General features: G+C 55.9%; 26 protein-coding genes. 10 read left to right on the top strand and 16 right to left on the bottom strand.

Annotation, left to right across the window (positions count from 1 at the left end; all coding sequences use genetic code 11):
- Nucleotides 1-4 precede the first annotated feature (4 nt).
- From VFA09_19315 to sucC, 3 genes are all read right to left on the bottom strand, one after another.
- A complete protein-coding gene (locus VFA09_19315) occupies nucleotides 5-1,150 on the bottom strand; it encodes a histone deacetylase (GenBank protein HZU69435.1) in 1,146 nt (381 codons plus the stop codon).
- Nucleotides 1,151-1,250: 100 nt separating this feature from the next.
- Nucleotides 1,251-2,123, bottom strand: a complete 873-nt coding sequence (gene sucD / locus VFA09_19310; protein ID HZU69434.1) for a succinate--CoA ligase subunit alpha — start codon at nucleotides 2,121-2,123, stop codon at nucleotides 1,251-1,253.
- Between the two features lie 58 nt (nucleotides 2,124-2,181).
- Nucleotides 2,182-3,321: an ADP-forming succinate--CoA ligase subunit beta gene (gene sucC, locus VFA09_19305; protein HZU69433.1), complete on the bottom strand. Its 1,140-nt coding sequence runs from the start codon at nucleotides 3,319-3,321 to the stop codon at nucleotides 2,182-2,184.
- A gap of 252 nt (nucleotides 3,322-3,573) precedes the next feature.
- On the opposite strand from sucC, the gene VFA09_19300 reads away from it, so the two are divergent.
- Complete coding sequence (locus VFA09_19300) at nucleotides 3,574-4,590, top strand: hypothetical protein (protein HZU69432.1); 1,017 nt, start codon at nucleotides 3,574-3,576, stop codon at nucleotides 4,588-4,590.
- Nucleotides 4,591-4,740: 150 nt separating this feature from the next.
- On the opposite strand, the gene VFA09_19295 is transcribed toward VFA09_19300, so the two are convergent.
- From VFA09_19295 to VFA09_19245, 11 genes are all read right to left on the bottom strand, one after another.
- Nucleotides 4,741-5,292 carry a hypothetical protein gene (locus tag VFA09_19295; protein ID HZU69431.1) on the bottom strand — a complete coding sequence of 184 codons (552 nt, stop codon included), beginning with the start codon at nucleotides 5,290-5,292 and terminating at the stop codon, nucleotides 4,741-4,743.
- A 57-nt stretch (nucleotides 5,293-5,349) separates the two neighbouring features.
- Nucleotides 5,350-5,529: a hypothetical protein gene (locus tag VFA09_19290; protein HZU69430.1), complete on the bottom strand. Its 180-nt coding sequence runs from the start codon at nucleotides 5,527-5,529 to the stop codon at nucleotides 5,350-5,352.
- A 225-nt stretch (nucleotides 5,530-5,754) separates the two neighbouring features.
- Complete coding sequence (locus VFA09_19285; GenBank protein HZU69429.1) at nucleotides 5,755-6,183, bottom strand: hypothetical protein; 429 nt, start codon at nucleotides 6,181-6,183, stop codon at nucleotides 5,755-5,757.
- Nucleotides 6,184-6,405: 222 nt separating this feature from the next.
- The gene (locus VFA09_19280) at nucleotides 6,406-6,843 is read right to left on the bottom strand and encodes a hypothetical protein (GenBank protein ID HZU69428.1); all 438 of its coding nucleotides are present in this window, start codon (nucleotides 6,841-6,843) and stop codon (nucleotides 6,406-6,408) included.
- Nucleotides 6,844-6,859: 16 nt separating this feature from the next.
- Nucleotides 6,860-7,459: a hypothetical protein gene (locus VFA09_19275; GenBank protein HZU69427.1), complete on the bottom strand. Its 600-nt coding sequence runs from the start codon at nucleotides 7,457-7,459 to the stop codon at nucleotides 6,860-6,862.
- Nucleotides 7,459-8,007 carry a MauE/DoxX family redox-associated membrane protein gene (locus tag VFA09_19270; GenBank protein HZU69426.1) on the bottom strand — a complete coding sequence of 183 codons (549 nt, stop codon included), beginning with the start codon at nucleotides 8,005-8,007 and terminating at the stop codon, nucleotides 7,459-7,461. Before VFA09_19270 ends, VFA09_19275 begins: the two co-directional genes overlap by 1 nt.
- A 1-nt stretch (nucleotide 8,008) precedes the next feature.
- Nucleotides 8,009-8,563, bottom strand: coding sequence for a redoxin domain-containing protein (locus tag VFA09_19265; GenBank protein HZU69425.1), 555 nt, complete (start codon nucleotides 8,561-8,563; stop codon nucleotides 8,009-8,011).
- A gap of 71 nt (nucleotides 8,564-8,634) precedes the next feature.
- A complete protein-coding gene (cysC, locus tag VFA09_19260) occupies nucleotides 8,635-9,228 on the bottom strand; it encodes an adenylyl-sulfate kinase (protein ID HZU69424.1) in 594 nt (197 codons plus the stop codon).
- Between the two features lie 6 nt (nucleotides 9,229-9,234).
- Nucleotides 9,235-10,323: a hypothetical protein gene (locus VFA09_19255; GenBank protein HZU69423.1), complete on the bottom strand. Its 1,089-nt coding sequence runs from the start codon at nucleotides 10,321-10,323 to the stop codon at nucleotides 9,235-9,237.
- Nucleotides 10,324-10,421: 98 nt separating this feature from the next.
- Nucleotides 10,422-11,474, bottom strand: a complete 1,053-nt coding sequence (locus VFA09_19250) for an ornithine cyclodeaminase family protein (protein ID HZU69422.1) — start codon at nucleotides 11,472-11,474, stop codon at nucleotides 10,422-10,424.
- A gap of 136 nt (nucleotides 11,475-11,610) precedes the next feature.
- On the bottom strand, nucleotides 11,611-12,678 hold the full coding sequence (locus VFA09_19245) for a pyridoxal-phosphate dependent enzyme (protein HZU69421.1): 1,068 nt from the start codon (nucleotides 12,676-12,678) through the stop codon (nucleotides 11,611-11,613).
- A 479-nt stretch (nucleotides 12,679-13,157) separates the two neighbouring features.
- Between VFA09_19245 and VFA09_19240 the strand changes: the two genes are divergently transcribed.
- The 9 genes from VFA09_19240 (at nucleotide 13,158) to VFA09_19200 (ending at nucleotide 23,949) form a co-directional block, all read left to right on the top strand.
- A complete protein-coding gene (locus tag VFA09_19240) occupies nucleotides 13,158-13,979 on the top strand; it encodes a glycosyltransferase family 2 protein (protein ID HZU69420.1) in 822 nt (273 codons plus the stop codon).
- A 127-nt stretch (nucleotides 13,980-14,106) separates the two neighbouring features.
- Nucleotides 14,107-14,892 carry a polysaccharide deacetylase family protein gene (locus VFA09_19235; GenBank protein ID HZU69419.1) on the top strand — a complete coding sequence of 262 codons (786 nt, stop codon included), beginning with the start codon at nucleotides 14,107-14,109 and terminating at the stop codon, nucleotides 14,890-14,892.
- 27 nt (nucleotides 14,893-14,919) lie between these two features.
- On the top strand, nucleotides 14,920-15,939 hold the full coding sequence (locus VFA09_19230; GenBank protein HZU69418.1) for a sulfotransferase: 1,020 nt from the start codon (nucleotides 14,920-14,922) through the stop codon (nucleotides 15,937-15,939).
- A gap of 21 nt (nucleotides 15,940-15,960) precedes the next feature.
- Complete coding sequence (locus VFA09_19225; protein ID HZU69417.1) at nucleotides 15,961-17,106, top strand: glycosyltransferase family 4 protein; 1,146 nt, start codon at nucleotides 15,961-15,963, stop codon at nucleotides 17,104-17,106.
- Nucleotides 17,094-18,347, top strand: a complete 1,254-nt coding sequence (locus VFA09_19220; GenBank protein HZU69416.1) for a glycosyltransferase family 4 protein — start codon at nucleotides 17,094-17,096, stop codon at nucleotides 18,345-18,347. Before VFA09_19225 ends, VFA09_19220 begins: the two co-directional genes overlap by 13 nt.
- A gap of 12 nt (nucleotides 18,348-18,359) precedes the next feature.
- Nucleotides 18,360-20,603, top strand: a complete 2,244-nt coding sequence (locus VFA09_19215; protein HZU69415.1) for a zinc ribbon domain-containing protein — start codon at nucleotides 18,360-18,362, stop codon at nucleotides 20,601-20,603.
- A complete protein-coding gene (locus VFA09_19210; GenBank protein HZU69414.1) occupies nucleotides 20,603-21,385 on the top strand; it encodes a DUF1616 domain-containing protein in 783 nt (260 codons plus the stop codon). The genes VFA09_19215 and VFA09_19210 overlap by 1 nt, the downstream gene beginning before the upstream one ends.
- Nucleotides 21,386-21,405: 20 nt before the next feature.
- Nucleotides 21,406-22,782 (top strand): hypothetical protein, encoded by a 1,377-nt coding sequence (locus VFA09_19205; GenBank protein HZU69413.1) that lies wholly within the window; start codon nucleotides 21,406-21,408, stop codon nucleotides 22,780-22,782.
- Between the two features lie 6 nt (nucleotides 22,783-22,788).
- A complete protein-coding gene (locus VFA09_19200; GenBank protein ID HZU69412.1) occupies nucleotides 22,789-23,949 on the top strand; it encodes a glycosyltransferase in 1,161 nt (386 codons plus the stop codon).
- 141 nt (nucleotides 23,950-24,090) lie between these two features.
- On the opposite strand, the gene VFA09_19195 is transcribed toward VFA09_19200, so the two are convergent.
- Nucleotides 24,091-25,194 carry a GNAT family N-acetyltransferase gene (locus VFA09_19195; GenBank protein ID HZU69411.1) on the bottom strand — a complete coding sequence of 368 codons (1,104 nt, stop codon included), beginning with the start codon at nucleotides 25,192-25,194 and terminating at the stop codon, nucleotides 24,091-24,093.
- 382 nt (nucleotides 25,195-25,576) lie between these two features.
- On the bottom strand, nucleotides 25,577-26,680 hold the full coding sequence (locus tag VFA09_19190) for a GNAT family N-acetyltransferase (protein ID HZU69410.1): 1,104 nt from the start codon (nucleotides 26,678-26,680) through the stop codon (nucleotides 25,577-25,579).
- Between the last annotated feature and the right edge of the window lie 8 nt (nucleotides 26,681-26,688).

The following is a 26,688-nucleotide window of genomic DNA, read 5'->3' as shown; positions in this document are numbered from 1 at the left end:
CCTCCTAAGCATCTGGACCTTTTATCTCACGTCGCAGGCGTTCGATATCAGGTTTGGGCGCGTTGCGCAGGCGGTAGCCTTTCAGATGGTGGATACGGCGCAGCTCGGCGATCAGCACATCGGTATTGAGGCGATATGCCGTATCTTTCGCCTTGCCGAGGCTATCGACGGCGGCATCGTCACCAAGCAGCATATTGATGCAGGTTGCGACACAGCTTGCCATAGCATCGATATTGTAGCCGCCTTCCTGAACGAGCACCAGCCGTCCATTGCAGAGGAATTTCGCCTCTTCGATAATAATCGCCATCAGCTTTGAGAAACCGGCCGTGGAAAGGTTCATGCCGCCCAGTGGATCGGCCCAATGCGCGTCAAAGCCGGCCGATACCAGCATCAATTGCGGATTATAGCGGTCGGCGGCGGCGGCCATGACCTGGCGAAAGACCGGTTCGTAGGTTTCGTAGCCGGTCATAGCGGGTAGAGGCACGTTGATGGTTGTGCCCAGGCCCGCTCCCTCACCCGTTTCGTCTGAGAGACCCGTTCCAGGATAGAATGGAGCGCGGTGTACGGAAAAGTACAGCACGCGAGGATCGTCATAGAACATTTCCTGCGTGCCGTTGCCGTGATGCACGTCATAATCGATGATCATGATACGTTCGAGACCATAATGGTCAATCGCGTAGCGCGCGGCAACGGCTACGTTATTGAACAGGCAGAAGCCCATGGCGGATTCGCGGACGGCGTGATGGCCGGGTGGACGTACCAGGCAGTAGGCATTCTCCACCTCACCGTTCATAATCGCATCGATGGCGGTCAGTGGTGCGCCGGCGGCTCTGATAGCGGCCTCGTATGATCTGGCGGAAACGTAGGTATCGGTGGCAAAGAACCTTGTTTTGCGCCCACCGGCAGCTTCTTCCCTGGCGGCAGCAAGGGCGGCCTTCTTTACTTCTTGAATGTATTCGCGGTCATGCACCGTGGCCAGTTCATCTTCAGTAGCAGCTCGCGGTTTTAATTGCACCAGTCCCTCGCGCTGTAACCAGCCGAGCATTTCCAGCACCTGCATAGCCGCTTGCAAGCGCTGGGGTTGCTCCGGGTGGTTACGCGGAGTGATATGCTCTAAAAAAATTGGATCGTAGATGAGCGCGGTAGCCATATGTTTTCCTTTGGAGCACATAGATATAATACGTATCGACTACACCATCGACGCCACCGGATGTAATGCCTGGTGGCGTCGATGGTGTAGTCGATACGTATTATACTCTTGCCAGTGCTTCTTTGACCAGCCCAGGAATATCGAAGATGGTATCGGCGACGGGCACGTTCGCGGCTTTGAGCGCGGCGACCTTGCCCTGGGCAGTTCCGGTGTTGCCCGAGATGATCGCTCCGGCGTGGCCCATGCGCTTTCCAGGAGGTGCTGTGCGCCCGGAAATGAAGGCGACGACGGGTTTGGTCATGGTTTTAATATATTCGGCGGCATCTTCCTCATCGCTTCCGCCTATTTCACCGCACATGACGACGGCCTTTGTGCCTGGATCGGCCTCGAACAGCTTCAGGTAATCGATGAAGGTCGAGCCGATGATGGGGTCACCGCCGATGCCAATGCAGGTGGATTGCCCGATACCGGCCTCTGTCAGTAAGGCTACGACCTCGTAGGTCAGTGTGCCGGAGCGGGAGATGAAGCCGACGGGGCCGGGAGTAAAAATCTGGTAAGGAATGATGCCGATCTTGCCAGAGCCGGGCGTACACATTCCGGGGCAGTTCGGACCGATCAGGCGCGCTCCATGTTCGCGCACGACCAGGATGGCGCGCGTCATATCGATGACGGGAATCCATTCGCTGATGCAGACGATCAATTCTATACCGGCGCTGGCCGCTTCCATGATGGCATCGGCGGCGAAGGGACCGGGCACAAAAATGCACGATGCATTGGCTCCTGTCGCGGCTCTGGCCTCGTTCACAGTATCGAAGACGGGCAGGCCCTCAACGGTTTCTCCGCCTTTGCCGGGCGTGACACCGCCGACGACTTTCGTACCGGCGGCTCGCATGTTATGGGTATGAAATTGACCTTCGCGGCCGGTAATGCCCTGCACAATCACACGTGTTGTATCGTCAAGTAAAATACTCATTTATTGCTCCTCCAAGGGCCGATGAATCGGCGCTGGGCGCGATCAATCGGCCCCTACATTATTCTCTCTCACGGATGGCGGCGACGATCTTCTCGGCGGCCTCGCGCATATCTTTACCCCAATCGAGTCCGGCATCCTTGAGCATGGCCTTACCCTCTTCAGCACCGGTGCCCGACAGACGGACGACGATGGGCATACCCTTGGGCAGTTCGGACTGGGCCATGATGACGCCCCTGGCAACCTCTTCGCCGCGGGTGATGCCCCCGAAGATGTTGACCAGGATGCCCCTGACCTGGGGGTCGCGGGCTACGAACGTCAGAGCCTTGCGCATCACTTCGGCCTTGGCGCCGCCGCCGATATCGAGGAAATTGGCGGGCCTGCCACCGACGCGCGCTACCATGTCGAGGGTGGTCATGACCAGGCCGGCGCCGTTGCCGATGATACCGACATCACCATCCAGTTTGACGTAGGTCAGGCCCTCCTGCTTGGCCTCGTATTCCAGGGGGTTAGACTCCTCCGGCTCGGCCCAGGCGGCATACTCCTTCTGGCGGAAGAGGCCGTTATCATCGATGAGAATCTTGGCATCGGCGGCCTGCACCTGCCCATCAGTTGTCAGAGCGAGCGGGTTGATTTCGGCCAGGCTGGCGTCGCTCTCGATAAAGGCTCTGGCAAGGGCGGTCAGGATTGCTCCGCCTTTGGGGATGACGTTGTGCGGCAATCCAGCGCGCGCCAGGATATCGCGCGCCTCGAATGGGCGCAGTCCCCAGCGCATATCGATAGGTTGCTGGATGATCTTCTCCGGGGTTGTCGCGGCTACTTCCTCGATGTCGATACCGCCCGCTTTTGAAACCATGACGACGGGAGCCTGCGACTTGCGGTCAAGAATGATACCGAGATAGTATTCTTCGGCGATATCGAGTTTGGAAACGACGAGGACCTTTTCGACGGCCAGCCCTTTGATATTCATGCCTAATACTCTGGCGGCGGCGGCGCGTGCCTCTTCAGGGGTATCGCCGAATTGAATGCCACCTGCTTTGCCGCGGCCACCCACATAGACCTGGGCTTTAATGACGACCGGCCCGCCCAACTCGCGGGCGATCTGTTCTGCCTCTTCCGGCGTGTATGCTACGCGCCCAGGCTGGATGGGAACGCCGTAGCGCGCCAGGATGTCTTTGGCCTGGTATTCATGAATCTTCATTGAGACAAAAGCTCCTTTTTAATAGTCATAAATAGTGAGGAATGTAGTGGTAGAGTTTATGGCGAACCGCGCCTGAGCGCGCGATCAATCTGGCCCTACCATTCCCAACGCGCATGTCTCTCTGATTTGGGGAGATATGCCTGTTAGCCTGAATCCATGCTAACACGTGCTTAAAGGGGTGTCAAGAATTGGCAAAGCTTGCTACAATAGAGAAAGCAGAGAGACTATTTCATAAAAAGAGGACTATAACGTATGGCGAGAAAGGTTCCATCTGCCTCCCCGGTGGAGCAACTGCAAAAAGCGGCATCTCAGGCAGCGCGTGCTCGCACACCGCAAACAAAGCATGCGGCACGGTTAAAGCCCTGGCTAGGGATGATACTGATCGTGGGACTGCTGCTGCTGACGGTGGCAAGCCTTGTGACATGGAACTGGCTCAGGGGATTACAGATCAATACGAACTCCAATACTGCGTCGCCCCCTGTTACTACGCTCCAGGTGCAGCGCGCGCTTCCTTACGCGGACCTGAATTTCACGGTTTTGAACGCGCAATACGCGACGGCTTTCGCCGACGATCCTATTCATGCCGGGCCCGCGGCGGTACGTTTGAATATGCGGGTGACGAATCCGAATACCTACGCGGTGGCAGTGATCTATTATGATATAGCGCGTTTAATTGCGCCAAAGATTGCGCCGATTGCTCCCAGCAATGTGAGGCTTTCGACGGGTCCCCAGCCGGGCAAAAGTGAAACGGGCTGGATCGATTTTCCGGTGGCGCAAAATACACAATTGAGCACGCTAAAGCTGCAACTTGGCTCCGCGGCGCTTGGTGAAACGCTGGTGACGATACCTTTCAGCGGCAAGTTTAATGCGAATCAATACGCGGTGAAGGTATCTCCGCAATCGCTGACGATTGCTTACAACTTTGAGGGGTCGATCCTGACGTATCACCTGCAAAGCGTGGATGTGCGCTACTCGTATGGCGGCAGCGAGAGCAAAGCGGGGCAGCAGTTCTATGTGCTCAACTTCACGGTGGATAACAACAACGGCACAGCGATATCGCCCGGCTACGGTTATGACTACATCCGGCTGTACGTTAATGGCGCGAACCGGCCACCGATTGATAATACGCTGCCCAAGACGTTTAAAGCCGGGGCGCAGGGAGTGGGTGGGAGAGTCGCCTACGCGGAACCGGCGGGCCTGAAGTCGTTGCAAATTGTGTTTTTGTTGCAGGTTGTAGTGGGGGAGCAGAGTTACAGTATCGATCTGTGATGAGATCGATGCTGTGAGCGGCCTTTTGGTTAAAGATCAGGCGCTTCCAGACTGTACATGCCCAGGGTGAGAGAGATTTCACCACCATGATGCAGGTTATGTTCGATCAGATGCCAGGTGATCCACTGGCGTATAAGGGAATAGGGCGATCTAGAGATGGCCGCCCAGCAAAAAGATGGCATAGGCGCCGAGGGCACCGGCGGCGAGCAGGAGGGCAAGACCATCGAGGTACTGCCAGCGCTGCTGCTGACCCATGATCTTGAGGTAGGCGTCGATGTCGTCGCGCATACAGCTGCGATTGCGCAGGACACCGATGGCACGCGCTCCACCATGTACGGCTCCTACCAGGAGACCGGTGATAAGGGTCATGACGGGGTCGCGGCCCAGGACGATCAAGAATGGGAGCAGCCAGATGCCGGCGTAGGGGTTGCGTGTGATCAGGCCAGGGCCAAGCGAGGTACCCCAGATGAGCGCCTGAACGGGCGCGGGACGATGCTTGACCCAGGATGATGGCACCTGCCACGCCAGGCTTAGTCGTATGGGGCTGAATTCCAGGAGCTCGTTCAGGCCGAACCATAGAGCGTAGGCGAGGGCTAAAAGGGGCAGCAAGAGGGGAATAGCGGCCAATAGTCTGAAGACGAGAGCAAATATGCCCCAGGCGATGGCGGCGGGGACGGCGTAAGCTGCTATATAGAGTAACATTCTGAGTCCATATCCTCGCCCGGAGGATAACACGGCAGTGGTGGCCGCGTTGAAGCCTCAAGGGGAAGCGAGTTTGCCAGCGCCGACGAGGGCAGCGAGGCCGATGGCGAAGACGGCGCTGGCAGAGGCGAAGTTGCCCTGGTGAAGGAGCAATGCCGCCGCGATGAAGCCACAGATGAGCATGCTGCCGGTGAGGGACAGGCGGAGAGGCTGTGACAGGCGCTCTACTTTGATCATGGTTGTTTGCGCTCCTCAAAGGTTCTGTGATGGGTTTCGAGAACATACTATGGGCACAGGACCGGTAATAAATTTTAACAAAATGCTCCGGCAAGGGACGCGGGCCGATCATGGTTTTTCACAACATTGTCTGGCAAGGGACGCGGGCCGATCAATCGGCGGTGGGCGCGATCAATCGGCCCCTACGGCAGAGCCGTGGAGCCGATTGACTGGCCCCCGCAAGGACTAGCAACCGAGACAGGTGCTCAGGCAGGAGCATTTGGGATGGCAGGGATTGTTCCTGTTGGTACAATCCCAGCACAGGCGGTAGCCTTTATGGCTGGGACCCAGGCCACTACAAGAGACCCAGTGCCCATTGGAATAGTCGCACCAGCCGCCGCAACTGGGCTTGTAACAGACTTTCATGCCGGATGGACAGCCATTGCTGGGACAAGGATACCCCCAGTAGTTACATGGATGACCCTGCGTCCAGCCTTCGTCACAGGTACAAGACTGGGCGAAGGCCTGCCCCAGGTTGGTTAGCTGACCAATAGAGGCGGCGGCAATGGTAGCGAATACTCCTTTGATGGTACCGCTCATTACCTTGCGCCGGTTGAATTTGCGCGCGAATGATTCGGACAAGATACTGACCTGTTTATCAAATTCCTCGAACATGCTGAACTCTCTTTTCTAGAAGGACAGGCACACGGCGCTGTCCCTACAACCAGTTGGCAGGGCGGGCACATGGCCCTGCCCCGCCATCCTCTGAGAGGATACACCGGAACAGAGGAATTTGCGGAGTTCCTGTTTGATCCCTGCACGGACACGTGCAACCACCAGGGTGCGACCTTACGTGGGCGCGAGGACGCAAGCCCGCGATTCCTTTGCACGCAAGGATCAGCAGCCGATGCAATTGCTGAGGCAGGAACATTTTGGCTGGCAGTAACCGCCCTTGTTGCCGCATCTCCAACAGTCCCAGCACAGGCGGTAGCCTTTATGGCTGGGACCCAGGCCACTACAGGAGACCCAGTGTCCATTGGAATAATCGCACCAGCCGCCGCAACTGGGCTTATAACAGACGGAGCAGGCACCTGGGCAACCATTATTGGGACAATTAAAGCCATAGTAGTTGCATGGTTTCCCTCGCGTCCAGCCTTCGTCGCACGTGCAGGTTTGAGCAAACGCCTGCCCCAGATTGGTCAGTTGACCAATAGAGGCGGCGGCGACTGTCGCAAAAACACCTTTGACGGTAGTGCCGATCACTTTGCGCCGGTTGAACTTGCGGGCAAATGATTCGGATAGGATACTGATCTGCTTATCAAATTCCTCAAGCATGGTGTATTTCCCCCTTTTAAGAGACGGTAAACTCTACATTGACGGGCTTTTGATCGCCCTGACGCACTAATTTCCGTAGCGACGCTTCGTCCGCGACGACGCCTTTGGCCCGAACTATGCCCTCCGGATCAATGAGATGTCCAAATGGAGTGACAGTGGTGCGATACAACCGCATAGAGACGTCGGCAGGAATACGGCCAATTTCGACGGTTGCCTGCCGGAATGCCTCGGCGGCTGCAATTACAGCAGGTTCCGCGGTTGTCGCGACCAATAGTTGCATTGATTGCGTCAACCTGGGAGCCAGGCGCTCTAGACTGAGTAGCGTGCTTTGACAACTTGAGCAGTTGGGGTCCGCGAATAGGAGTAGGGACCAGCTGCCAGCCGGTTCGAAGCGAGCCGGTGGATTGGCTCTCCTATTCACGGGTTGATAGACAAACGAAGGAGCTTTCTCTCCAACCGTTAGACCTTCTCGCTCAGAACCTGCGTCCTTGAGCCGCTCAAAGAGGGCGATCTGGCGGAACATCACGAACACCAGGAAACCCAGAGCGAAGAGAAGTACCCATTGGCCGGCAAAAAGCCACAATGGCAGGGCGATATCCGCGAACGTGAGATACATCAGATCATCCTTTCTTTAAGTACTGCTATGGACCTGGCTGCCTGCGCTGCTGTGAGACCAAAGAGCAGGAAGCCGCTGACAAGCAGGAGAATGGCAACCGGTGGCGCCACGAATTGGAGAGAGTATGCTCTTCCACCCCCCAGAACGATGATGGCTAAGAGCGTGAGTAATATGCTGCGAGTAAGCCCCTTGCCGCTGAACTGCGAATCGCTGAGCGTTCCGAAGCATCTACACGCTACATGGAGCTTTCTCCTCAAGGCATAGAGCACTACAAGACTGAAACTACCCATGAGCACTACGACGACGATGTTAATAAGAGTCGGCCAGAGGCCGCTGACGAGGGCTATCCCCAGCAGGAGTTCCAGGGAAGGAAACAGGAAGGCAAGCCCGCGAATCAGGAAATCCAGACGAGTGGCTATGCCAAGCCCCCCGAGCGTGACGGCAAAACCGCGGACATCCGCGAGCTTTGCCGCACCCGCCGCGACGAGTACTGCCGCAAGCGAGGCCCTGGCAAGGAAAATAAGTACCTGTAATGTATTTTGCAGCAAGCTACTTTACCTCCGATGCTTCACCGGAGCGAAGAGGCACCTGGGCCATGCGCCAGGCGTGAATTAACGGTTCTTCAGCTCCAACAAGGCCGACCCAGCGAACGATACCGTCTGGATCAAGAAAGAAAACAAATGGCATGACTCGCACGCGATAACGGTCATAAAACGCGGGATCGACAGGCACAATGGGTACCTGGAGCCGCTGCTCTTGTACCAGGTTGCGGCAGTCTTCCCTGCTATCGCGCGAGATAACGAGCACTTCTAAATCCTGTTCGTGACGCGACAGGTAGTGCATGCCGTCGATAAGCTCAGGGAAGGCTTCTAGAGACTGGTTAGCGAAGATGAGCAATTGCCAGTGATCTCGCGCCGGAACGACTCTTAAATGTCCATCCAGGTCTGGCAGGCTCCAGGATGGCGCTGATTTTCCTGGTGGGAAGCCATCTCTGGCGATGCCTATCGAACTGCTCAGGCGTAAATAGCCTGTGCGCGCGATGGCTAAGAGGGCCAGGACGATCAACACAAGTTCCACGACTATAAAGAGAATGCTAATGCCCAATACAGTTCACTCCTTTTTTGATGTTCGGATTTTGCGGCGAGGGCGATCAGGACAGGCACCAGGTGCTGTCCCTACAGGTATCCCCAGGCCATAAGCTCATCTGTCAGGATTCCGGTGTCCTCGTACAGGTCTTCGGGCGGCAGATAGCCAAGCTCCGCGAGTTTGACGAAGATGCGATTGACACTGTCTTCGATGGCCTCTTTATCGGTTTCTATCAACAGTTCGGGGTGAAGTGGCTCCTCGTAAGGGTCGTCAATACCGGTAAAGCCCTTAATCTTTCCTTCGTCAACGAGCCTGTAGAGGCCTTTTACGTCGCGTAGACGGCAGATCTCTAGCGGGCACCTGACGTAGACTTCGACAAAATCGCGGATTTCTCTGCGCGCCCATTCGCGTGCCTCGCGATAGGGAGAGATGGCAGCTGCAATGCTGATCACTTGATTGCGTGTGAGCAGTTTACAGACGAAAGCAATGCGCTTGATGTTGGTATCGCGGTCTTCGCGACTAAAGCCGAGACCTTTGCTCAGGTGAGTGCGTACAATGTCGCCATCTAGTATCTCAACATTGCGGCCATGCAATTTCAAGCGCCGTTCGACGGCTCTGGCCAGAGTACTCTTACCGGCGCCGGAAAGCCCCGTAAACCAGAGGGTAAAGCCGCGGTCGGTCATACGTTTTCACCTCCGAATTTCATGTTGTGCTATGCTGGGACCAGCGGACAGGCACGAGGCGCTGTCCCTACAGTGAACCTCTTCCTGGGCCGAAAAAAATCCAAGAGCGATCAAATTCTGGTTACTTCCTAACCAGTCCCAATAGGCAGGATTTTGACGCACAGGTATTTCCAATTGCTGGATGAGACGCTTGAAAACAGTGATTTCATCGCCAGCGAGTGAGAGTGGAGGTGATATCTCCATGACCTGGTTCCGCCAATCTGGCAGACGACGTACTACCATCACAAGCACCGGCGCTCCTGTCAGTTGAGCGACGCTAATGATTCCGGGCAAGAGTAGCATCTTTTGTCCGAGGAAATCCACGGGAACGGCCCGCGCCCGGTCATCGGGATACACAGGGGTCTCGACCGCCATGGTAATCAATTCGTTCGCGCGTAGAACTTCTACCATTTGCATGGCGGTACCAAAGCGCTCCTTTTCAGGCTCGATATTTGGTCTACGGCGGTGGCGCGCGAGTGGATTCTGTTGAATGAGCCGCCAGAAGAAGCGCTGTAAGGACGACATCCTTGAATCCGCGTTGGATCTCCAATCGCCAACCGCAGTGACAGGGAATCCATGAACTCCAAGCAAGGAAAAGCAGCTATTATAGGAACCAAAATGCGCGCTGCAGACGATGGCTCCTTTGCCTGCCACCAGAGCTGCTTTTATGTGTTCCGTTCCTCGTATCTCTACCAGCCGTGCTAATGCTCGACCATTGCCAGCGAGCCGCATTACATCTATTGCTTCGCATGAGCGGCGACGAAAATAGTCCCGGACCACCTGTTGACGCTCTGTCAGGCTCATCTGATCCCCAAAGATGCTTTCGAGGTTATGGATGATCTCTTCTCGCGTAGAGGTATTCAAGCGATAGTACCAATTGCCACGCAAGGCGGCCACGCCATAGGCCAAAGAAGCGGGTAGGAACGCGACGAGCGGCACGATAATCAGGCGATAGAGCAATTCCTCGCCGTTGTGCATGATACGCTCGAATTTAAGCCTGCGCGATGGTTGTTTTAAGAGATTCACCCTCATCAGTTGTCCTTCTGTTTGATTCATGTATGACTGTTACGCGGGCCGATCATGGTTTTTCACAACGTATTGCGGCAATAAATGCGCGGGCCGATGAATCGGCGCTGGGTGCGATCAATCGGCCCCTACAGGGGCAAGAGTATTCCTATGCCGAGTTCTTGAGCGGCCTGGTAGACGCGGACGGCGAGCGCTACGTCTTCAATCGCGAGGCCAAAAGGATTGACCAGGATGATATCGTCCGGGCTGCTTCGCCCAATAACCTTTCCTGAGACAATTTCTCCCAACTGTGCATCGATGCGGCGGCAGTCCTTGCCGGTTAGCTCAATTGGAGCGTGCGGTCCGATTACCTTTCCTGCGCGATACATCCTTCCTACCAGGCGTCGCGAGTCGTTCTTGACGAGATTCCAATCGTCAACGATCACGCGATCTGCTTTGAGTACGACTTCTGGCAGGGGATCATCCAGTGAGATATTGACAAGTAGCGAACCGGGTCGTAACCAGTGATAGTGAATATAGCCATCGGTGGTAGTGGTGACGGGTACTATCAATTGTGCTGCTCGAATTGCCTCTTCGGCGGTTGCCGCCGGCTGCATCTCTATCCGTTTTGCCTCCAGCAGGGGAGCAAGCTGCTGCTGGAGGGATGTTATGCGTTCTTGTGCCAGATCAAATATGCGGATATGGCGCAGATGTGGCAATCGCCCGGCAAGCAGCTCAATATGCGCGCGAGCGAGTACGCCCGCGCCGATGATGGCAAGGCTCTCAATTTCCGCTGCTTTCAATAAGTCGGCGGCAAGGGCGGTGACGCTGGCGGTGCGCAGGCTTGAGATATAGGCGCCTTCCATGATGCAGGTGACACGAACAGAGATTGGATCATAGAGGAGGGTCAGTCCGCTTGCGCGCGGCAGGCCACGCCGGGGGTTAGCGATATTGCCATTAATGATCTTGGTTCCGGCAATCCCCAGAGAGCCACCAACGTAGCCAGGCATGTTGAGGCTTCTGACACTTTCCCCCTGATCATTGGTCCAGGCAAGGTAGGCTTCATCGGGCAAGATGGTCTGCCCGGCATCGTGCAGGCGGAACACTTCGCGTATGACTGCCACACTGTCAATTTTCTGGCAAGCCTGCTCTACATCTTGCTGACAAAGATAGAGGATATGATTATCTATTGAAAAAGTCATTTGTATCTCCTTAAGGCCATCTTCAATTTTCACAACGTATTCCGGCAAGGGACCGAGGCCGATCAATCGGTGGTGCCCCCGATCAATCGGGGCCTACGGCACAGCCGTAGTAATATGGCGTGCCGTGGCGATGTCCCTATCGTACAGGTGAATAGCGAGCCATGGCAGGCAGGATGTCCTGTACCGGGTCCAGGTGATGCTGCGAAAGGGCTATGCCATGCTCTCGCAGCCAGCAATCGTCATATATTGATGAGTTATAATTTTCTCCGCTGTCCGCGCACAGGCAGACGACGCGCTCCAGTTCTGGATGATCTTGAAGATACCTGGCACACGCCGCGAGAACGGCTCCGCTGGAACCACCGACCTTGATACCGGTGGCAGAGTACAGGGCATGGCAAAAGGCAAACGCCTCTTCATCGCCAACGAGCAAATAGGTATCATAAACATCCCCGGTGATGAAGCTCGAACGCCGGGAGGAGCCAATACCGGTTAATTTGCGAGCGCCGGGAGGCGTACCAAAAACGACTGATCCACGCGCATCGACGCCAACGATAGATGTATTGGGACTGGCTGAACGGAAGAAGCGGCCAATACCGGCCAATGTTCCTCCGGTCGATACCGCGGCGAAGACCGCATCCACCTTTCCATCCAGTTGCCGGTAGATTTCTGGGCCGGTGGTGGCATAATGGATGTAGGGATTCGCGCTGTTTGAATACTGGTCGGTCCAGGCGTAGTTGTCAGAAAGCTGGAGGAGTTCCTGCACACGTTCCAATCGCGAGAGGAGATATCCACCATTGGCATCAGGATGATCAACCAGATCAATCATAGCTCCAAGGGCCTGCATGCGATCTAAGTTTTCCCGGGTTGTCTTTGGATCGACGACTGCCAGGAATGAATAGCCTTTGGCCCGGCAAATGAAAGCGAGAGCAACCCCAAGATTGCCTGAGGTAGACTCAACTACGACCGAACCTTTATGTAAGAGGGAGCGATTTTCCAGATGTTGTACGAGGGCAAATCCGGTTCGATCCTTGACGGAGCCGGCAGGATTTGCTCCTTCGAGCTTGAGATAGACCGCTCTGACCCTGCCATCGATCACAAGATAAATGGGTTCTATGGGTGTATTGCCTATCTGATGCATAAGGCTGCGCATATGCTCGGTCGTTAACTGCGGAATACTCCTGGCATCCATCAATAGAGATTCCATGCATGTACCTTTCTGAGTCTGCCCCGGACACATCATCCCAATGGATAAACAGACCACTCGTCTTTAATCCCCCTGTGATGCTGAAAGAAATGTAGCATTCAAAGATGCTGCCGACAACGAGAAAAGCAAGTAAGTGATTTCACTCCCTCCAGCTCGAGTAGTGAGAAGAAACGTCCCCCCATTGAAGCTACTCGTTACTTCCCGTCGTTGATAGGCATTGCTACGCAGGAAAAATTTCCGCAGTTTTCCCACTGCTTGCCAGCAAGTATCGTGCTATATTCCAGGCAGGTTGATATGCGCTCAACTGAGCCATAGACCTGGCTTCAGGCGATATTGGGGGTAAGAGCCAGCAGTATGAACAATATTCCAACCCCTGCTCCGGCAAATACTTCTGGAGGCGGCTCTGGAAGCTGTTTCCGGTGACTACATCCGGCAGAAACTTGAGAAAGATAGATATCTGGAATGGAAAGGTAAAGGCTATGGAAGTCGTAGCTGCGGGTTCTCTGAGCCAGAAGGGCAAAGATGGAAACGCGCGCATAAGCATTGTCATTCCGGCACATAATGAGGCAAGGAATTTACAGCACCTGTTACCACAGCTTCCCAGCTGGGTTCATGAAGTCATTCTCGTAAATGACCATTCGACCGATGATACTGAAGAAGTAGCTGTCGCGGTGTTGCCAACCATTCGTATCTTGCGAACGACGAATGGGCGCGGCAAGGGCGCGGCGTTACAGGTGGGTTTTAAGGCGGCAACCGGCGATATTATCGTGATGATGGATGCCGATGGTTCGAGCGATCCCAGGGAATTACCGCACTTTATCGCGGCCTTGCACGCGGGAGCCTACCTGGCGAAAGGCTCGCGTTTCATCGGTAATGGCGGCAGTGCGGATATTACCGCGCTGCGTCGTTACGGGAGTCGCGTGCTGATCTCAATCACCAACCGGCTTTTTGGCATTCGCTTCACGGATATGTTCTGTGGCTTCAACGCTTTCTGGAAAGATTGCCTTGATTACTTCGATATTGATTGCAATGGCTTTGAAATTGAAGCGCAGCTTCACTTGCGCGCCTGCAAGGCCAACCTGGAGATTGTAGAGGTGCCCAGCTACGAGCATGCGCGCATCTACGGCACCAGCCATTTTCATGTCGTAAAGGACGGCTGGCGCGTGCTGAAAATGATTATGTCGGAATGGGCAAATGGGCACTCGGTTATCCGATCTGTCCGCATGGCTCGCGCGCTCCAGCATGAGGCCAATGCCTGGAACGGTCATAGCGCAACGGAACCAATCAGCATAACGCAATAACGACCCGTTTTCCTGATGAATTTTAACAATCCAATGGGGGACAGGGACAAGCCGCTGTCCTTACAGGACGAGACGATTGAGGGTAAAAGTGGTTCTATCCACGAAGAAACAAAACATACCAATTCTTATGTTTCATAGCATTTCACGCCAGGCAAGCCCCAGATTTAAGCCCTGCGTTGTACGGCCAGAGACGTTTGATGCACATCTTTCGTTTCTTGCCCAACATCACTACACTTCAATGACCGTTTCGCAATTTGTGCGGGCCATGGCAGGAGATGAGAGGCTACCAGAGCGGTGCGTGATTTTGACATTCGATGACGGCTTCGCGGATTTTTATACACACGCGCTTCCGGCCCTCCAGTGTTATGGCTTCACGGCCACCCTTTATGTCGCAACGGCGTTCGTTGGGGGAACGAGCCGCTGGTTGCAACATATTGGAGAGGGAAACCGCCCGGTGCTGGCATGGGAGCAACTGCGCGAGATCAGCGAACAGGGGATCGAATGCGCCGCGCATAGCCATACGCACCCGCAACTGGATATGCTCTCCTCTTCTCGCATACGCGATGAAGTCGTGCGCTCTAAAAACCTGCTGGAAGATCAACTCGGTCTGCAAGTGTCAAGCTTTGCCTATCCATTCGGATATTACACGCCGCGCGTAAAGCACATTGTGCGGGAAGCCGGTTTTGCCTCGGCCTGCGCGATTGGACGAGCGTTGAGTTCGCTTGATGACGATCCTTACGCGCTGGCCCGCCTGATGGTGTGGCCGGATACCGGCACGCAGGCGCTCGACGCCGCTCTTTCAAGGGGTCACGGGCCGCTGATCGCATCCTCTTTTAAACGAGTGCGAAGTGACGTGCGGCGGCAAGTTCGCAGCGTGTATGGAAGACTGCGCGGCAATTGGGTCGCGCTCTAGCAGGGAAGGAGAGAGAGCGCAGTGAAAATGCTGCCAAACTTTTTCGTTATCGGAGCGGCAAGGTCGGGGACGACATCTCTCGATCAATATCTTGCCCAGCATCCCGAAATCTTCATTACAACGAGAAAAGAGTCGCACTATTTTGCCGCCGACCAATTTCCGCCTTGTACGGGGCCGGGGGATGAGGGCATAAGAAACCTGCTGGTGCGAGACGCGGATGCCTATGCTGAACTTTTTGCCGGCGCTGCAGGAAAGAAGGCGATCGGCGAATCTTCAGCTTTTTACCTTCATCTGCCCGGCACTGCCGAGCGCATTGCACAGGCGGTTCCTGATGCCAGGATCATCATGCTCTTACGCGAGCCAGTAGATCGAACCCACAGCGCTTACATGTTCCTGGCACGTGATGGCCGCGAAACGTTAAGCCTCGAGCAAGGTTTAGAGCGGGAGGAAGAGCGCAAGCTAAAGGGCTTCGAGCCGATGTGGCGATATAAAGCATTGAGCTTCTATTACGAGCATGTTCGTCACTACGTGGAGGTATTTGGGGAGCAGCAGGTGAAAGTGCTGCTGTACGAGGAATTTTACACCAATCCCGCGCAGGCATTGCGGGATGTATTTACTTTCCTGGGGGTAAAGGAAGATGTGCCCATCAATACTTCAGTGCGCTACAACCTTTCCGGGATGCCGAAGTCGCGCAAGCTCTACACGCCCCTGAATAGATTCATCTTCAACCCTAACGGCCTGGAGAAACGCATCAAGTCCTTGATACCACTCCATCTACGCAAGGCCTGGGCCAGCAAACTTATCGGCATGTCGGTAGAACGCGTTTCGATGGACTCCCAGATTCAAGCGCAACTCCGGGCACACTATGCCGGAGATGTGCAGAGGTTGCAGGATTTACTCCAGCGCGACCTGGCCTGCTGGGGCTATGGAGAGCCGGGCGAGCTGGAGATGGGCCAGCAGGAGCGCGAGCAGTCGAGTGGGACAGGTGAGCACGAGGATAAGGGTGTAGCGGGCGATCACAAGGGTACGCCCCTACGGAGCAGGTAAAGATGAAAGAGAGGTTCAGGGATGCCCACCGCATTTAGCCCACTGCGCGTGCTGATGGTCGCTTGCCGTTACATTCCCTATACAGGAGGGGTTGAGACACATGTCTATGAGGTTGGCAGGCGCCTGGTACGGGCCGGCGTCGAGGTTACGGTTTTGACGACGGATGTGAGCGGACAGCTGCCTGCCTTTGAGGAGTCCGAGGGCATACGCACCTATAGGGTACGGGCATGGCCGGAGAAGAAGGATTACTTCTTCGCGCCCGGCATCTATCGCTTCATCAGTCAGGAACGCTGGGATCTCGTCCACTGCCAGGGCTATCATAACCTGGTTCCTCCACTGGCGATGCTGGGCGCATGGCGGGCCAATATGCCGTTCGTACTCTCCTTTCATAGTGGGGGAGATGTTTCGGGCCTGCGCAAAGCATTGCGGGGCATACACTACAAGACGCTGCGTCCACTGCTGGCACGCGCGCATAAGCTGATCGCCGTCTCACAATTTGAGGCCAATTTCTTTCAGGAGCGGCTGCGGCTGCCAAAGGAGCAGTTCGTTATCATTCCAAATGGGGCGTATTTGTGCGAGGAGACAGGACAGGTACGAGACATTGTCCCTACAGAGGGTGGGCGAAAAGATTCTCTCATTGTTTCAATTGGCCGGCTGGAACGGTATAAGGGGCACCAGCGGTTGATCGAGGCGCTGCCGGGAGTGCTGGCGGAGATTCCAGATGCGCGGGTGCGTATAGTAGGGACGGGACCTTACGAGTCAACGCTGCGAAAAATTGCCAGGAGCCTCAAGGTTGATAAGTATGTAGAAATACGGCCCGTTTCTGCTGAGGACCGGGAGGGCATGGCCGCGCTGCTTGCAGGAGCAAGCCTGATTACGTTATTCAGTGAGTACGAGTCCCAGGGTATCGCGGTAATGGAGGCACTGGCGCTGGGGCGTCCAGTACTGGTTGCCAGCACATCAGCATTGCGCGAGCTGATCAATCGTGACCTGACATATGGTATTCCTTTACATAGCACGCCCCAGGAAGTGGCGAGGGCAATCGTTGATCAGCTGCGCAATCCCCTCAAGCCGGGGGATGTCGAGTTACCGACATGGGATGCCTGTGCCAGTAGCCTCCTGGCCCTTTACGAGACAATAGCGCGGAGGCCGGTATGCGTATCATGATGCTCACGCAGTTCTACCCGCCAATAATTGGAGGAGGAGCGATACACGTGCGATCACTGAGTACTGAGCTTGCGGCGCGCGGGCACGAGGTAGCCGTAGTGACGCTATGGCATACCGGGCTGGCCGCATTCGAGATGGACGCGGGAGTAAAGGTGTACCGGGTTCGCTCCTCAACACGTCGCTTACCGTGGCTCTTCAGAGATAGCGGGAGACAATACGCGCCGCCGTTTCCCGATCCAGAAGTGACGCTGGCATTGAGGCAGATCATCCGCGATGGACGCCCGCAGATCGTACACGCTCATAACTGGCTCGTCTATTCCTATCTGCCGCTGAAGCTATGGAGCGGCGCGAAGCTGGTAGTGACACTGCATAACTATGACCTGGTGTGTGTGAAAACGACGCTGCTCCTGAACGATTCAATCTGTAATGGGCCTGGGCTTTCAAAGTGCCTGCGCTGCGGCATCCAGTATTACGGGCCGGGGAAAGGTGTGCCTACGGTACTCGCTGATCGCGTCATGGGACAGGTGAGAAGATGTCTTGTCGATATGTTCCTTCCCGTGAGCCAGGCGGTGGCACTGGGCAATGGCCTGGCAGCGCAGCGATTACCTTTCCAGGTCATTTCCAACTTTATACCCGATGATATTGGTGTAGCGCGGAGTGACACTACGTCCTACGCCGCGCAGCTCCCCAACGAACCCTACCTGCTTTTTGTAGGGGCTTTCAACCGGCAGAAAGGCGTAGATGTCCTGCTGAAGGCTTACGCCGGGCTCAGTGATGCGCCTCCACTCGTTCTCATCGGCTATGAAACATCGGACTGGCCGGTTCTAAGCAAAGATTGTCCTGGCAATGTGTTTGTTTTTAAGGACTGGCCTCGCCAGGCCGTCATAGAGGCGTTGCGTCGCTGCTTCATTGCGATATTGCCGTCGGTCGGGCCGGAGTCCTGCCCCACGGTAGTGATGGAGGCGATGTCGGTAGGGAGTCCGGTGATTGCCTCCCGCATTGGCGGCCTGGCAGAACTGGTGACACACGACGAAACTGGCCTGCTGGTAGAGCCTGGCGACGCACCTGCCCTACAACAGGCCATCAGGCGCCTGCTTGCCGATCCCGGTGTACGTAAGGGCATGGGAGAAGCCGCGCTACGGAACGTTGACAGATTTCAGGCCAGTACGGTTGTACCACGTATCGAGCATGTGTACAAGGGTTTGCTGCAAAAAGCAGCCGCCCCGGCAACAGGCAATTAAGGCAAAGAACGCATGGAAATAGCGAAACCGGTAGGGAGTGAAAACCCATCAGATAAAGTATTTTGCCCTCACTGTAGCGAACCGCTATTGCCGGGCGCGCACTTCTGCATTGGCTGCGGTGAACACATTGCGCCAGAGCATACGCGGGCAAAAGCCCAGGCAGAGGATAGCACGTCTCCAGTGGCAGAGCGAGAGATGGCTGATATGATACGCATCCGCTATCTCCCAGTTACAGATGTCAATCTAAAAGCCTTGCGGAGCAAAGCGATAGCCAGGGAGTGGGGATGGTTGCCGGTATTATCAGTAACGTGCGCCATTGGAGTATTCCTGGTGGCCCTGGCATACGAGGGAGGGCGCATTTCCGCAGCATGGGGCGAGCCGCTGTTCTGGTTCGGGCTGATAGCGATTTTTCTGCCGGTCGCGGCGCGCTTACTCTCTCAAAAACCGGCAAGACGAGAGCGGGTTGGCCTTCTTGTTGTATTGGCAATCAGCCTGTATTTTGTCCAGGTTTTACAGTACCCGCTGTATTTCGCCGGTTATGATGAGTTCTTACACGTGCGAACGGCGCAGGATATTGCCGCGAGCGGGCACCTTTTTTCCGCGAATCCACTGCTGCCGATCAGCGCCTTTTATCCCGGGCTTGAGATTGTTACCAACGCGCTGAGCAGTCTTACAGGGCTTTCTATTTTCGTTGCCGGAAGTGTGCTCATTGGTACGGCATGGCTGGTATTCGTCCCGTCTCTTTACCTGATCTATGAACGTATTAGCAGTTCCATGTGGATAGCGGGAATTGCCACCTTGCTGTACATGACGAATCCAAACTTCGTGTTCTTCGACTCGATCTTCGCATACGAGTCCCTGGCATTATCACTTGCCGTATTTGTGTTGTTCCTCGTGGTTCGCCGCGGAGATACTTCGATGCAACCACGCCCGGGTTTCACGATAGCGGCCTGGTTGGGAATAGGTGCGGTAGTTGTGACGCACCATCTCACCTCGTTTATGCTGCTGGGTTTTCTCGTTGTCTGGACGGTGGTATTTCTGCTGCTGTGGAGAGCGGGACATCCCACGGCGGCGCGTAGGGGCCGATTGATCGCGCCCAGCGCTGATTTATCGGCCCGCGCTGGATTACAGGTACAGGCAAGCCCGGGTGGAATAGTACTGGTGAGCCTGGTACTGACAACGGCCTGGCTGGTCTATACAGGAGGCGCTGCCCTGGCGTACCTGACTCCACATGTTACCGGGGCGCTAAGCCAGCTGGTACAGATAGTGGCTCATCATAGCCAGGCGCGACAGCCCTTTCAAAGCACTGCTTCGACTGGAGCGCCGCCGTGGGAACGCTTGATGGTGTATGCCTCGTTACTGCTGATCCTGTTGGGGCTTCCTTTTGGGCTGTTCGCGACCTGGCGGCGTTATCGCGACAATGCCTTTGCCCTCGCCCTGGCCTGCGCGGTATTTGCCTTTCCGGGCATCTTGATACTGCATCTGACGCAAACAGGAGCGGAGGTAGCAAGTCGATCAACAGAGTTTCTGTTCGTAGCAATAGCGTTCGTTCTGGCGGTGGCAGCGCGGCGTTTTCTGATTCTGGGCACCCCCAGTTGGGGACGCGCGACGCTGGCAGTATACGCGATTGCTGTGCTATTCGTTGGTCAGCTTGCTATGGGGGCCGGTTCATCGGGTAGTTTTCTGCCAGGCCCGTACCAGGTATCCGCCGATGATCGTTCCATTGAACCGGAAGGTATTACCGCGGCTGTATGGACGAATACGTATCTGGGGCCTGGACATATTGTTGCCAGCGACCGCGACAACACAGAGCTTATGGCAACCTATGGACGGCAGTTCGCGGAAACATCCGGCAGCGCCCCTATCGCTGTATCGTGGGTATTCCTCTCTGCTCAATTCGGTACAGGCGTCGTGACAATACTGCGCCAGGATCATATTCAGTACCTCGTTGTTGACCTGCGCCTCAGCACGGCTTTGCCTGAGACAGGAACCTACTTCAACAACGGTGAGCCTGACGCTCAGCACTATACACAACCCATTGACCGGGCAGCGCTTGAAAAATTCGATGTTGTGCCGGGTGTCAGTCGCATCTTTGATAGCGGCGACATCATCATCTACGATGTAGAACAGATCAGCAATGGCACTCTTTCAGGCCAGCCGCTTCCATCGACGCCCGTTCCGGTACCCAAACCGTCTTTCCCCAAACAGGGGACAAACGAGTACGATAGACGGAAAACTTTTCCAGGGAGTACTTGATGATGAAACAGAGATACCTCGATATCTTTATCGTCATAGGAATCGCGCTTGCTGATATAGCGCTGGCATTGTTAGTACCGCCAACCGGCAACCTGCTACGCGTCCTGACATTGCCGCTGGTGCTGATCCTGCCAGGCTATGCGCTCACCAGCGCCTTATTTTCGCAAAAGACATTGAATGCTATCGAGCGCCTCGTTTTGAGCCTGGGCCTTAGCCTGGTATGCGCCATAGTGTGTGGATTGCTGCTTAACCTGACGCCATTCGGCTTACAGGCCGATTCATGGGCGGTCCTCTCAGGGAGCATCACGCTTGTCGCGTGCGCGATTGCGCTTATACAACGGTTTCAGGGGGGGTTACGGGCCGATGAATCGGCCCCACGCGGTCTTGCCTTCACTTTTGGACAAGGGCTATTGCTTGGGCTGGCCGCGCTTATCCTCTGCGGAGGAGTTGTTGTCTCCACTATTGGGGCACAACAACAACCACGTCCCGGCTTTACTCAACTGTGGATACTACCGGGGAGCGGAGTTTCCGCGAAGAGTGCTGTGCGCATCGGCATGAGAAATATGGAGCAGACGGCCATGCAATACCGACTTGTCGTAAATGAAGATGGCAAAATCGTCAAGCAATGGCCTCTGATTACGCTCGCGTCGGGACAGAACTGGCAGGTAACGCTCGCGCTACCGCAAGCTCAGCATACGGATACATCAACGGTAGAGGCCATGCTGTACCGTGTGGATATGCCGGCAGCTCCCTACCGCCATGTCATGCTATGGCTGCATTAACGCAGTAACAGGTGACGATCATGAAAGGGATACGCTCCTTACTGGCCTGGATACAGCGCTTTTCCCTGCTGCGCAACAGTATCTATATCATCGGCACAGGGACCGCCACCTCTGTACTCGGTTACTTCTTCTGGATACTGGCCGCGCACCTCTACACTGCCTCTGCCGTTGGCCTGGGTTCGGCGCTCATCTCGGCTATGACGCTGGCAGCGCTGCTCGCCAACATGGGTATGGGTCCTACACTCGTACAGCTGCTCCCCGGTCGCAAAAATGGAACTGCCTGGTCGCTCACAGTGAATGCAGGATTGATTACAGGTATTGTCGCGGGTTTACTCGTCGGAATTATAGCTGTGATGGCATTGCCGCTCTTCTCGTCGCAATTCTCCATCATCATCTTGCATCCTGGGTATGCGCTGGCTTTTATTCTCAGCATACCGTTGATGAGCGTTTCCACGCTGCTAGATCAGACATTCGTTGCCGAACGTGCCACGCAGCATATGCTGATACGCAATGCTCTCGTTGCGCTGCTCAAAATACCGCTTGTCGCGCTGCCCGTCCTGCTGCTGGCGCCAGCTGGCGGATCTGGCATCTTTCTGGCAGCGGTCCTGGCTATGGCAATCGCCCTTATTCCGGCATTCGCTGTGCAGGTGCCACGCCTTGGACGGGATTATCGCCTGGCCTTGCGGGGCATCGCCGGGCAGATACGCTCCATGCTCTCGGCGCTTACCGGCAATTATTTCATCAACCTTGGTGGCCAGGCCGCCGGCTACCTTTTACCTGTTTTTGTGCTGGTACGGCTATCAGCAGCGGATAACGCCTATTACTACACGGCAACACGCGTGGGCGATTTCCTGCTCGTAGGCTCGGCCGCGGTGGCCACCTCTCTCTTTGCGGAGGGGTCGCACGCCGCAGGTGACCTCGCGCATAAAGTACGTTCCAGCGCGAAAATTATCGCCTTTATTTTAGCGCCGGGCATGCTGCTGTGTTTCCTGGGCGGCTATTATATCCTGCTCGTCTTTGGGCAAAGCTACGCGGCGCATGGCGCTATCGTCTTACGTATTGAAGCTATTTCAGCAGTGCCAGATGCCATTACCAGCGTCTACGTCAGTGTGCTACGTGTTCACCAGCGTCTACGAGCGGCGGCTTTGCTCAACCTGGGTATGGCCGGTGTCATGCTCGTACTCGCCTGGCTCTTGCTGCCCCTGCTGGGGATTGCCGCCGTACCGGTGGCTGTATTGATCGGCGAGGGCAGCGGCAGCGTGGCAGCAGCGATTGATGCCCTGCTCGCCCGCCACCGGCGACATATTGTCCCGGCAATGGCCCCTGGTTCAGTCACAGAGCATCAAGCAACAGAAGATACAGACGATATAATGAGAAAAATCGCGCAAGGAGATTAGAGCGGAATGAAAGAGAACCTGCCACTACGGATATGCGTCATTGGCGCGGGAACACGCTTCCTGGGAGGAATCAGCTACTACACACTGCACCTTGTCAACGCTCTCGCAAGCAGTTACATCGTATCGGCCATCCTGATGCGACAGTTGTTGCCAACCCGCCTCTATCCGGGACACCGGCGCGTCGGTAGTATCACCACGAAGCTGGCATACGACCCTCGCGCGCGTATCTTCGATGGTATTAACTGGTACTGGCTGCCCAGCATGTTGCGCGCGCTGCTCTTCCTGCGGCACGAGCGACCCGATGTCGTCACCCTCCAATGGTGGAGCGCAACCGTGCTGCACTCCTATCTCCTGCTCGCCCTCGCCGCCAGGCTCTTACACGCGCGTGTCGTGATTGAGTTTCACGAAGTGCTTGACCCTGGGGAGGCAAAACTACCGCTCGTTTCCACCTACGTGCGGTTGCTCGCTCCCCTGTTGCTACGCCTCGCCCATGGCTACGTCGTGCATTCGGAACATGACCGCAAGCTATTGGCCCATGCCTACCGCCTGGGACAACGCCCTGTCTCGCTGATCGGCCATGGCCCCTACGCATCTTACACCGCAAGCACAACGCCGCAGCCTGAACAGATCTCGCCCACAGACTCTGCCAGCAGTTGTAACCTGCTGTTCTTCGGCCTCATTCGTCCCTATAAAGGACTCGAAGACCTCATCCGCGCCTTCGATGCCTTACCCGCAAGCGAGATCGAGGGCTACCGGCTCACAGTCGTCGGCGAAACCTGGGAGGGATGCACGCAACCCGCTGCCCTCATCGAGCAGAGTCCCTATCGCCAGCGCATCACCTTCGTCAACCGCTATGTAGCCGACGACGAGGTGGCCCAATACTTCGCAGGCGCCGATGCCGTCATCCTACCCTACCGGCGGGCGTCCAGCAGCGGCGCCCTGCACATCGCTATGAGCTGCGGACTCCCCGTTGTGGTCACGCGTGTGGGCGGCTTAGTCGAGGCTGTCGCGGAGTATGAAGGGGCAATCGTGGTGCCGCCAGGAGATGCGGAGGCCCTACGAGACGCGCTGCGAAAGGTGGCGCAACTACGCGGCAGGCGCTACCGCGATCCGCATTCCTGGGACCGCACTGTAGATGGGTATATGGCGTTGATTGAAGAACTCTGACCAGGCTTTTGAGCGATAATCAGATTCTTTGCTCTCGACAGGTCGAAGATTTTCAGGATTCTAGCGGCCATTGAGTGCGCGAGGGCAGAGCACGCTCCCTCGCCCCTACTGTGGCCCCCATTGTTACAAATGATCGCGGCGCTAATAGAGATGGAGCTTATGGTACCAGGCGCTGGCTCGCCCAAGCATGCCCGGCGGTAAGTGGTGCCAGGCAACGCGGATCAGGCGCCGCATAGCACCTGGCTCATTCGCTTTTTGTTCATTGCTCACGCCATGCAGTACGGGGTAGCTATAACCATAGATCAGGTCGGGTTTTGCTCCCCATTTCGTTTTATAGCGCGCCAGTCCCGCATTATCCAGGCTTACATCGCCAAAATCGTACCAGCGTGCGCCAGCGGCACAGGCGTCGTATATTGCTTGCCAGTGCAGCAGGTCGTTGGCCCTGAGCGCTTGATCCTGCTCGCTCCAACCAGAAGAATCAAAAGAGATCGTTTGTCCGTAGTATAGTAGCAAGTTACCTGCCACCAATTTTCTCTTACCCTCTTTGACGTATTCCGCAAGCAACAGGCGCAGCATGCCTCTGGATCGCAGGTAGCGCCATGCCAGTTCAAAGAGGCGGTAAGGATTCGGCAGCAGTGCCAGCTTACACATGGTATGCGCGTAGAGCCGGTACCAGGCGCGGAGCTCACGCTCGCTCTCCGCCTCACGCACCTTTACACCCAGCCGGAGCGCCTTGTTCACGGCCCGGCGAATAGCCGAATCCACGCGCAGCAGTTCTACTCTTTCCGGCAAAGCCAGCATATACGTTTCGTATGCCGGTACGCCAGTCATTCCACCTACCTGACCATCAATCGCGTTAGACATCATCTTGAAGCGTAATTTCACGTCATCTTCAGTGTCAACACGCTTGAGCGCGAACTGTAATAAGGCCAGGCGGGCGGCATCGCTGAGGGCAAGGGGACCGGTGTAGACAGAGCGCAAGACGCGCCCGCTACGCCATCCTCGTGAGTAGAACAGCGGCAGCACGCCCATCGTGTGGCCGCTCGCATCTTCACAGATGAGGTGAAATGATCTGTAGCCATATGTCTCCTCCAAAACGCGCAACCAGGGGGGAGTGTAAAAAATACAGATGCCGGGCAGGCCGGACAAAAAAGTCTCCCAGCGCGCATCGGTCTGGGGATCGATCTCGCTAACGCGTAAGGGCATAGACAATGTTGAATGCGCGAACGTAAGTCGTGTCTTCATGATACCTCCGCCTGCTGAGAGCCGGAGCGGTAATCCGGGAAAGGAAGCAGGCTTTCCTTTTTGAGTATAGGCCTTGCTGGCCGGCAAATTATTCAACCGGGGATAGGATTGAAAGGCAATCTCATGCTCTCATATTTGTTGGCGAGTCAGGCAGGATACAGGTACGTGTGTATTGTATGCACTGCACGCGCAACAACGTGCGGTTGAACCGCACAGCATGTGTATATTCATCGGAAGCAGGATAGTGTCCCCCACCTATCGTGCGTACTTACCTATGATGAGTATATGTACACCTGATGTGTTCGGGTTTAGCCGCTATGCTGCCCCAGCAGGGAAGCAGCAGGAGCCAGACCCTTTCCTGAACCCGTCTGGGATTGAAATTTTAGTAAAGATGCATGGCATAGTACCAATCACTTAATGCCCCCACCATCCTGGCAGGAAAATGGCGCCAGGCGAACTGCATCAGCTGCTGTGCCCGGTCGCTCATAAGCGCCGGTGTGTCGCTCGCGCGCTGAGACGCCGGAGGGTAGCTGTAATCATACACCAGCGTTGGCTCCGCGCCCCACTTGGCCTTATAGCGTGCCAGTCCGCTGTTGCCCGGTTCGACATCGCCAAAATCATACCAGCGTATCCCTGCTGCGCAGGCATCTTGCATGGCGCGCCAGTGCAACAGGTCGTTGGGGCGCAAGGCCTGATTCTCGTCGCGCCAGCCCGCGCAGGCATAGGAGATGGTCGCGCCCCACAGCAGGTACAGGAAACCAGCTATCAACCTCCTGCGTCCTGCCTCCACTTGCTCGGCCAGCAGCAGACGCAGCATGCCTTTTGAGCGCAGTCGCTGCCATGCCACCCTGAAGTAGCGGTATGGATTGGGCAATGCATCGAATTTACGCATCGTCTGTAAGTACAACTCGTACCAGGAGCGCAACTCGGCTTCTGTTTCCGCCTCGCGCACCTCCACACCTGACCTGATTGCCTTGTTGATAGCCCTTTTAATGGTAGGATCCAGGCGCAGGGAATCGGCTGACTCGGGCAGGGCCAGCACATATGTCGAGTACGCGGGGCGTCCAACCATACCCTCCACCAGTCCATCGAATGAATTCGATGGCAACTTGAGGTGCAGTTTGACATACGACCGCGCTCGGAAACGCGCGACGGTCGCTCGCAAAAGGGCCAGGCGGGCCGCGTCACTACTGGTGAGCGGCCCGGTAAAGACGGATTTTATGATGCGGCCGCTGCGCCATCCATGCTGGTAGAAGAGTGGCAGGATGGCGACTAAGCGACCGGCTTCATCCTCACAGGCCAGGTGTGCCGGTTTGTAGCCGTATACCTCTTGCAAGACCTGGAACCAGGCGGGTGCATAATAGATCCAACTTGCCGGTGTATCGCGCATCAGTTCTTCCCACCGCTCGTCAGTTTGAGGGTCAATGGCGATTACGCGCAAGGCGGAACTTGCTGCTACTGTATCTGAAATGTGATGAACCTCCATGAAACTTC

The sequence above is a fragment of the Ktedonobacteraceae bacterium genome, assembly GCA_035653615.1.
In the GTDB taxonomy this organism is placed as follows: Bacteria; Chloroflexota; Ktedonobacteria; order Ktedonobacterales; family Ktedonobacteraceae; genus DASRBN01.
Note: the sequence above shows the minus strand (reverse complement) of the source record. Positions and strands in the feature narration are given on the sequence as shown.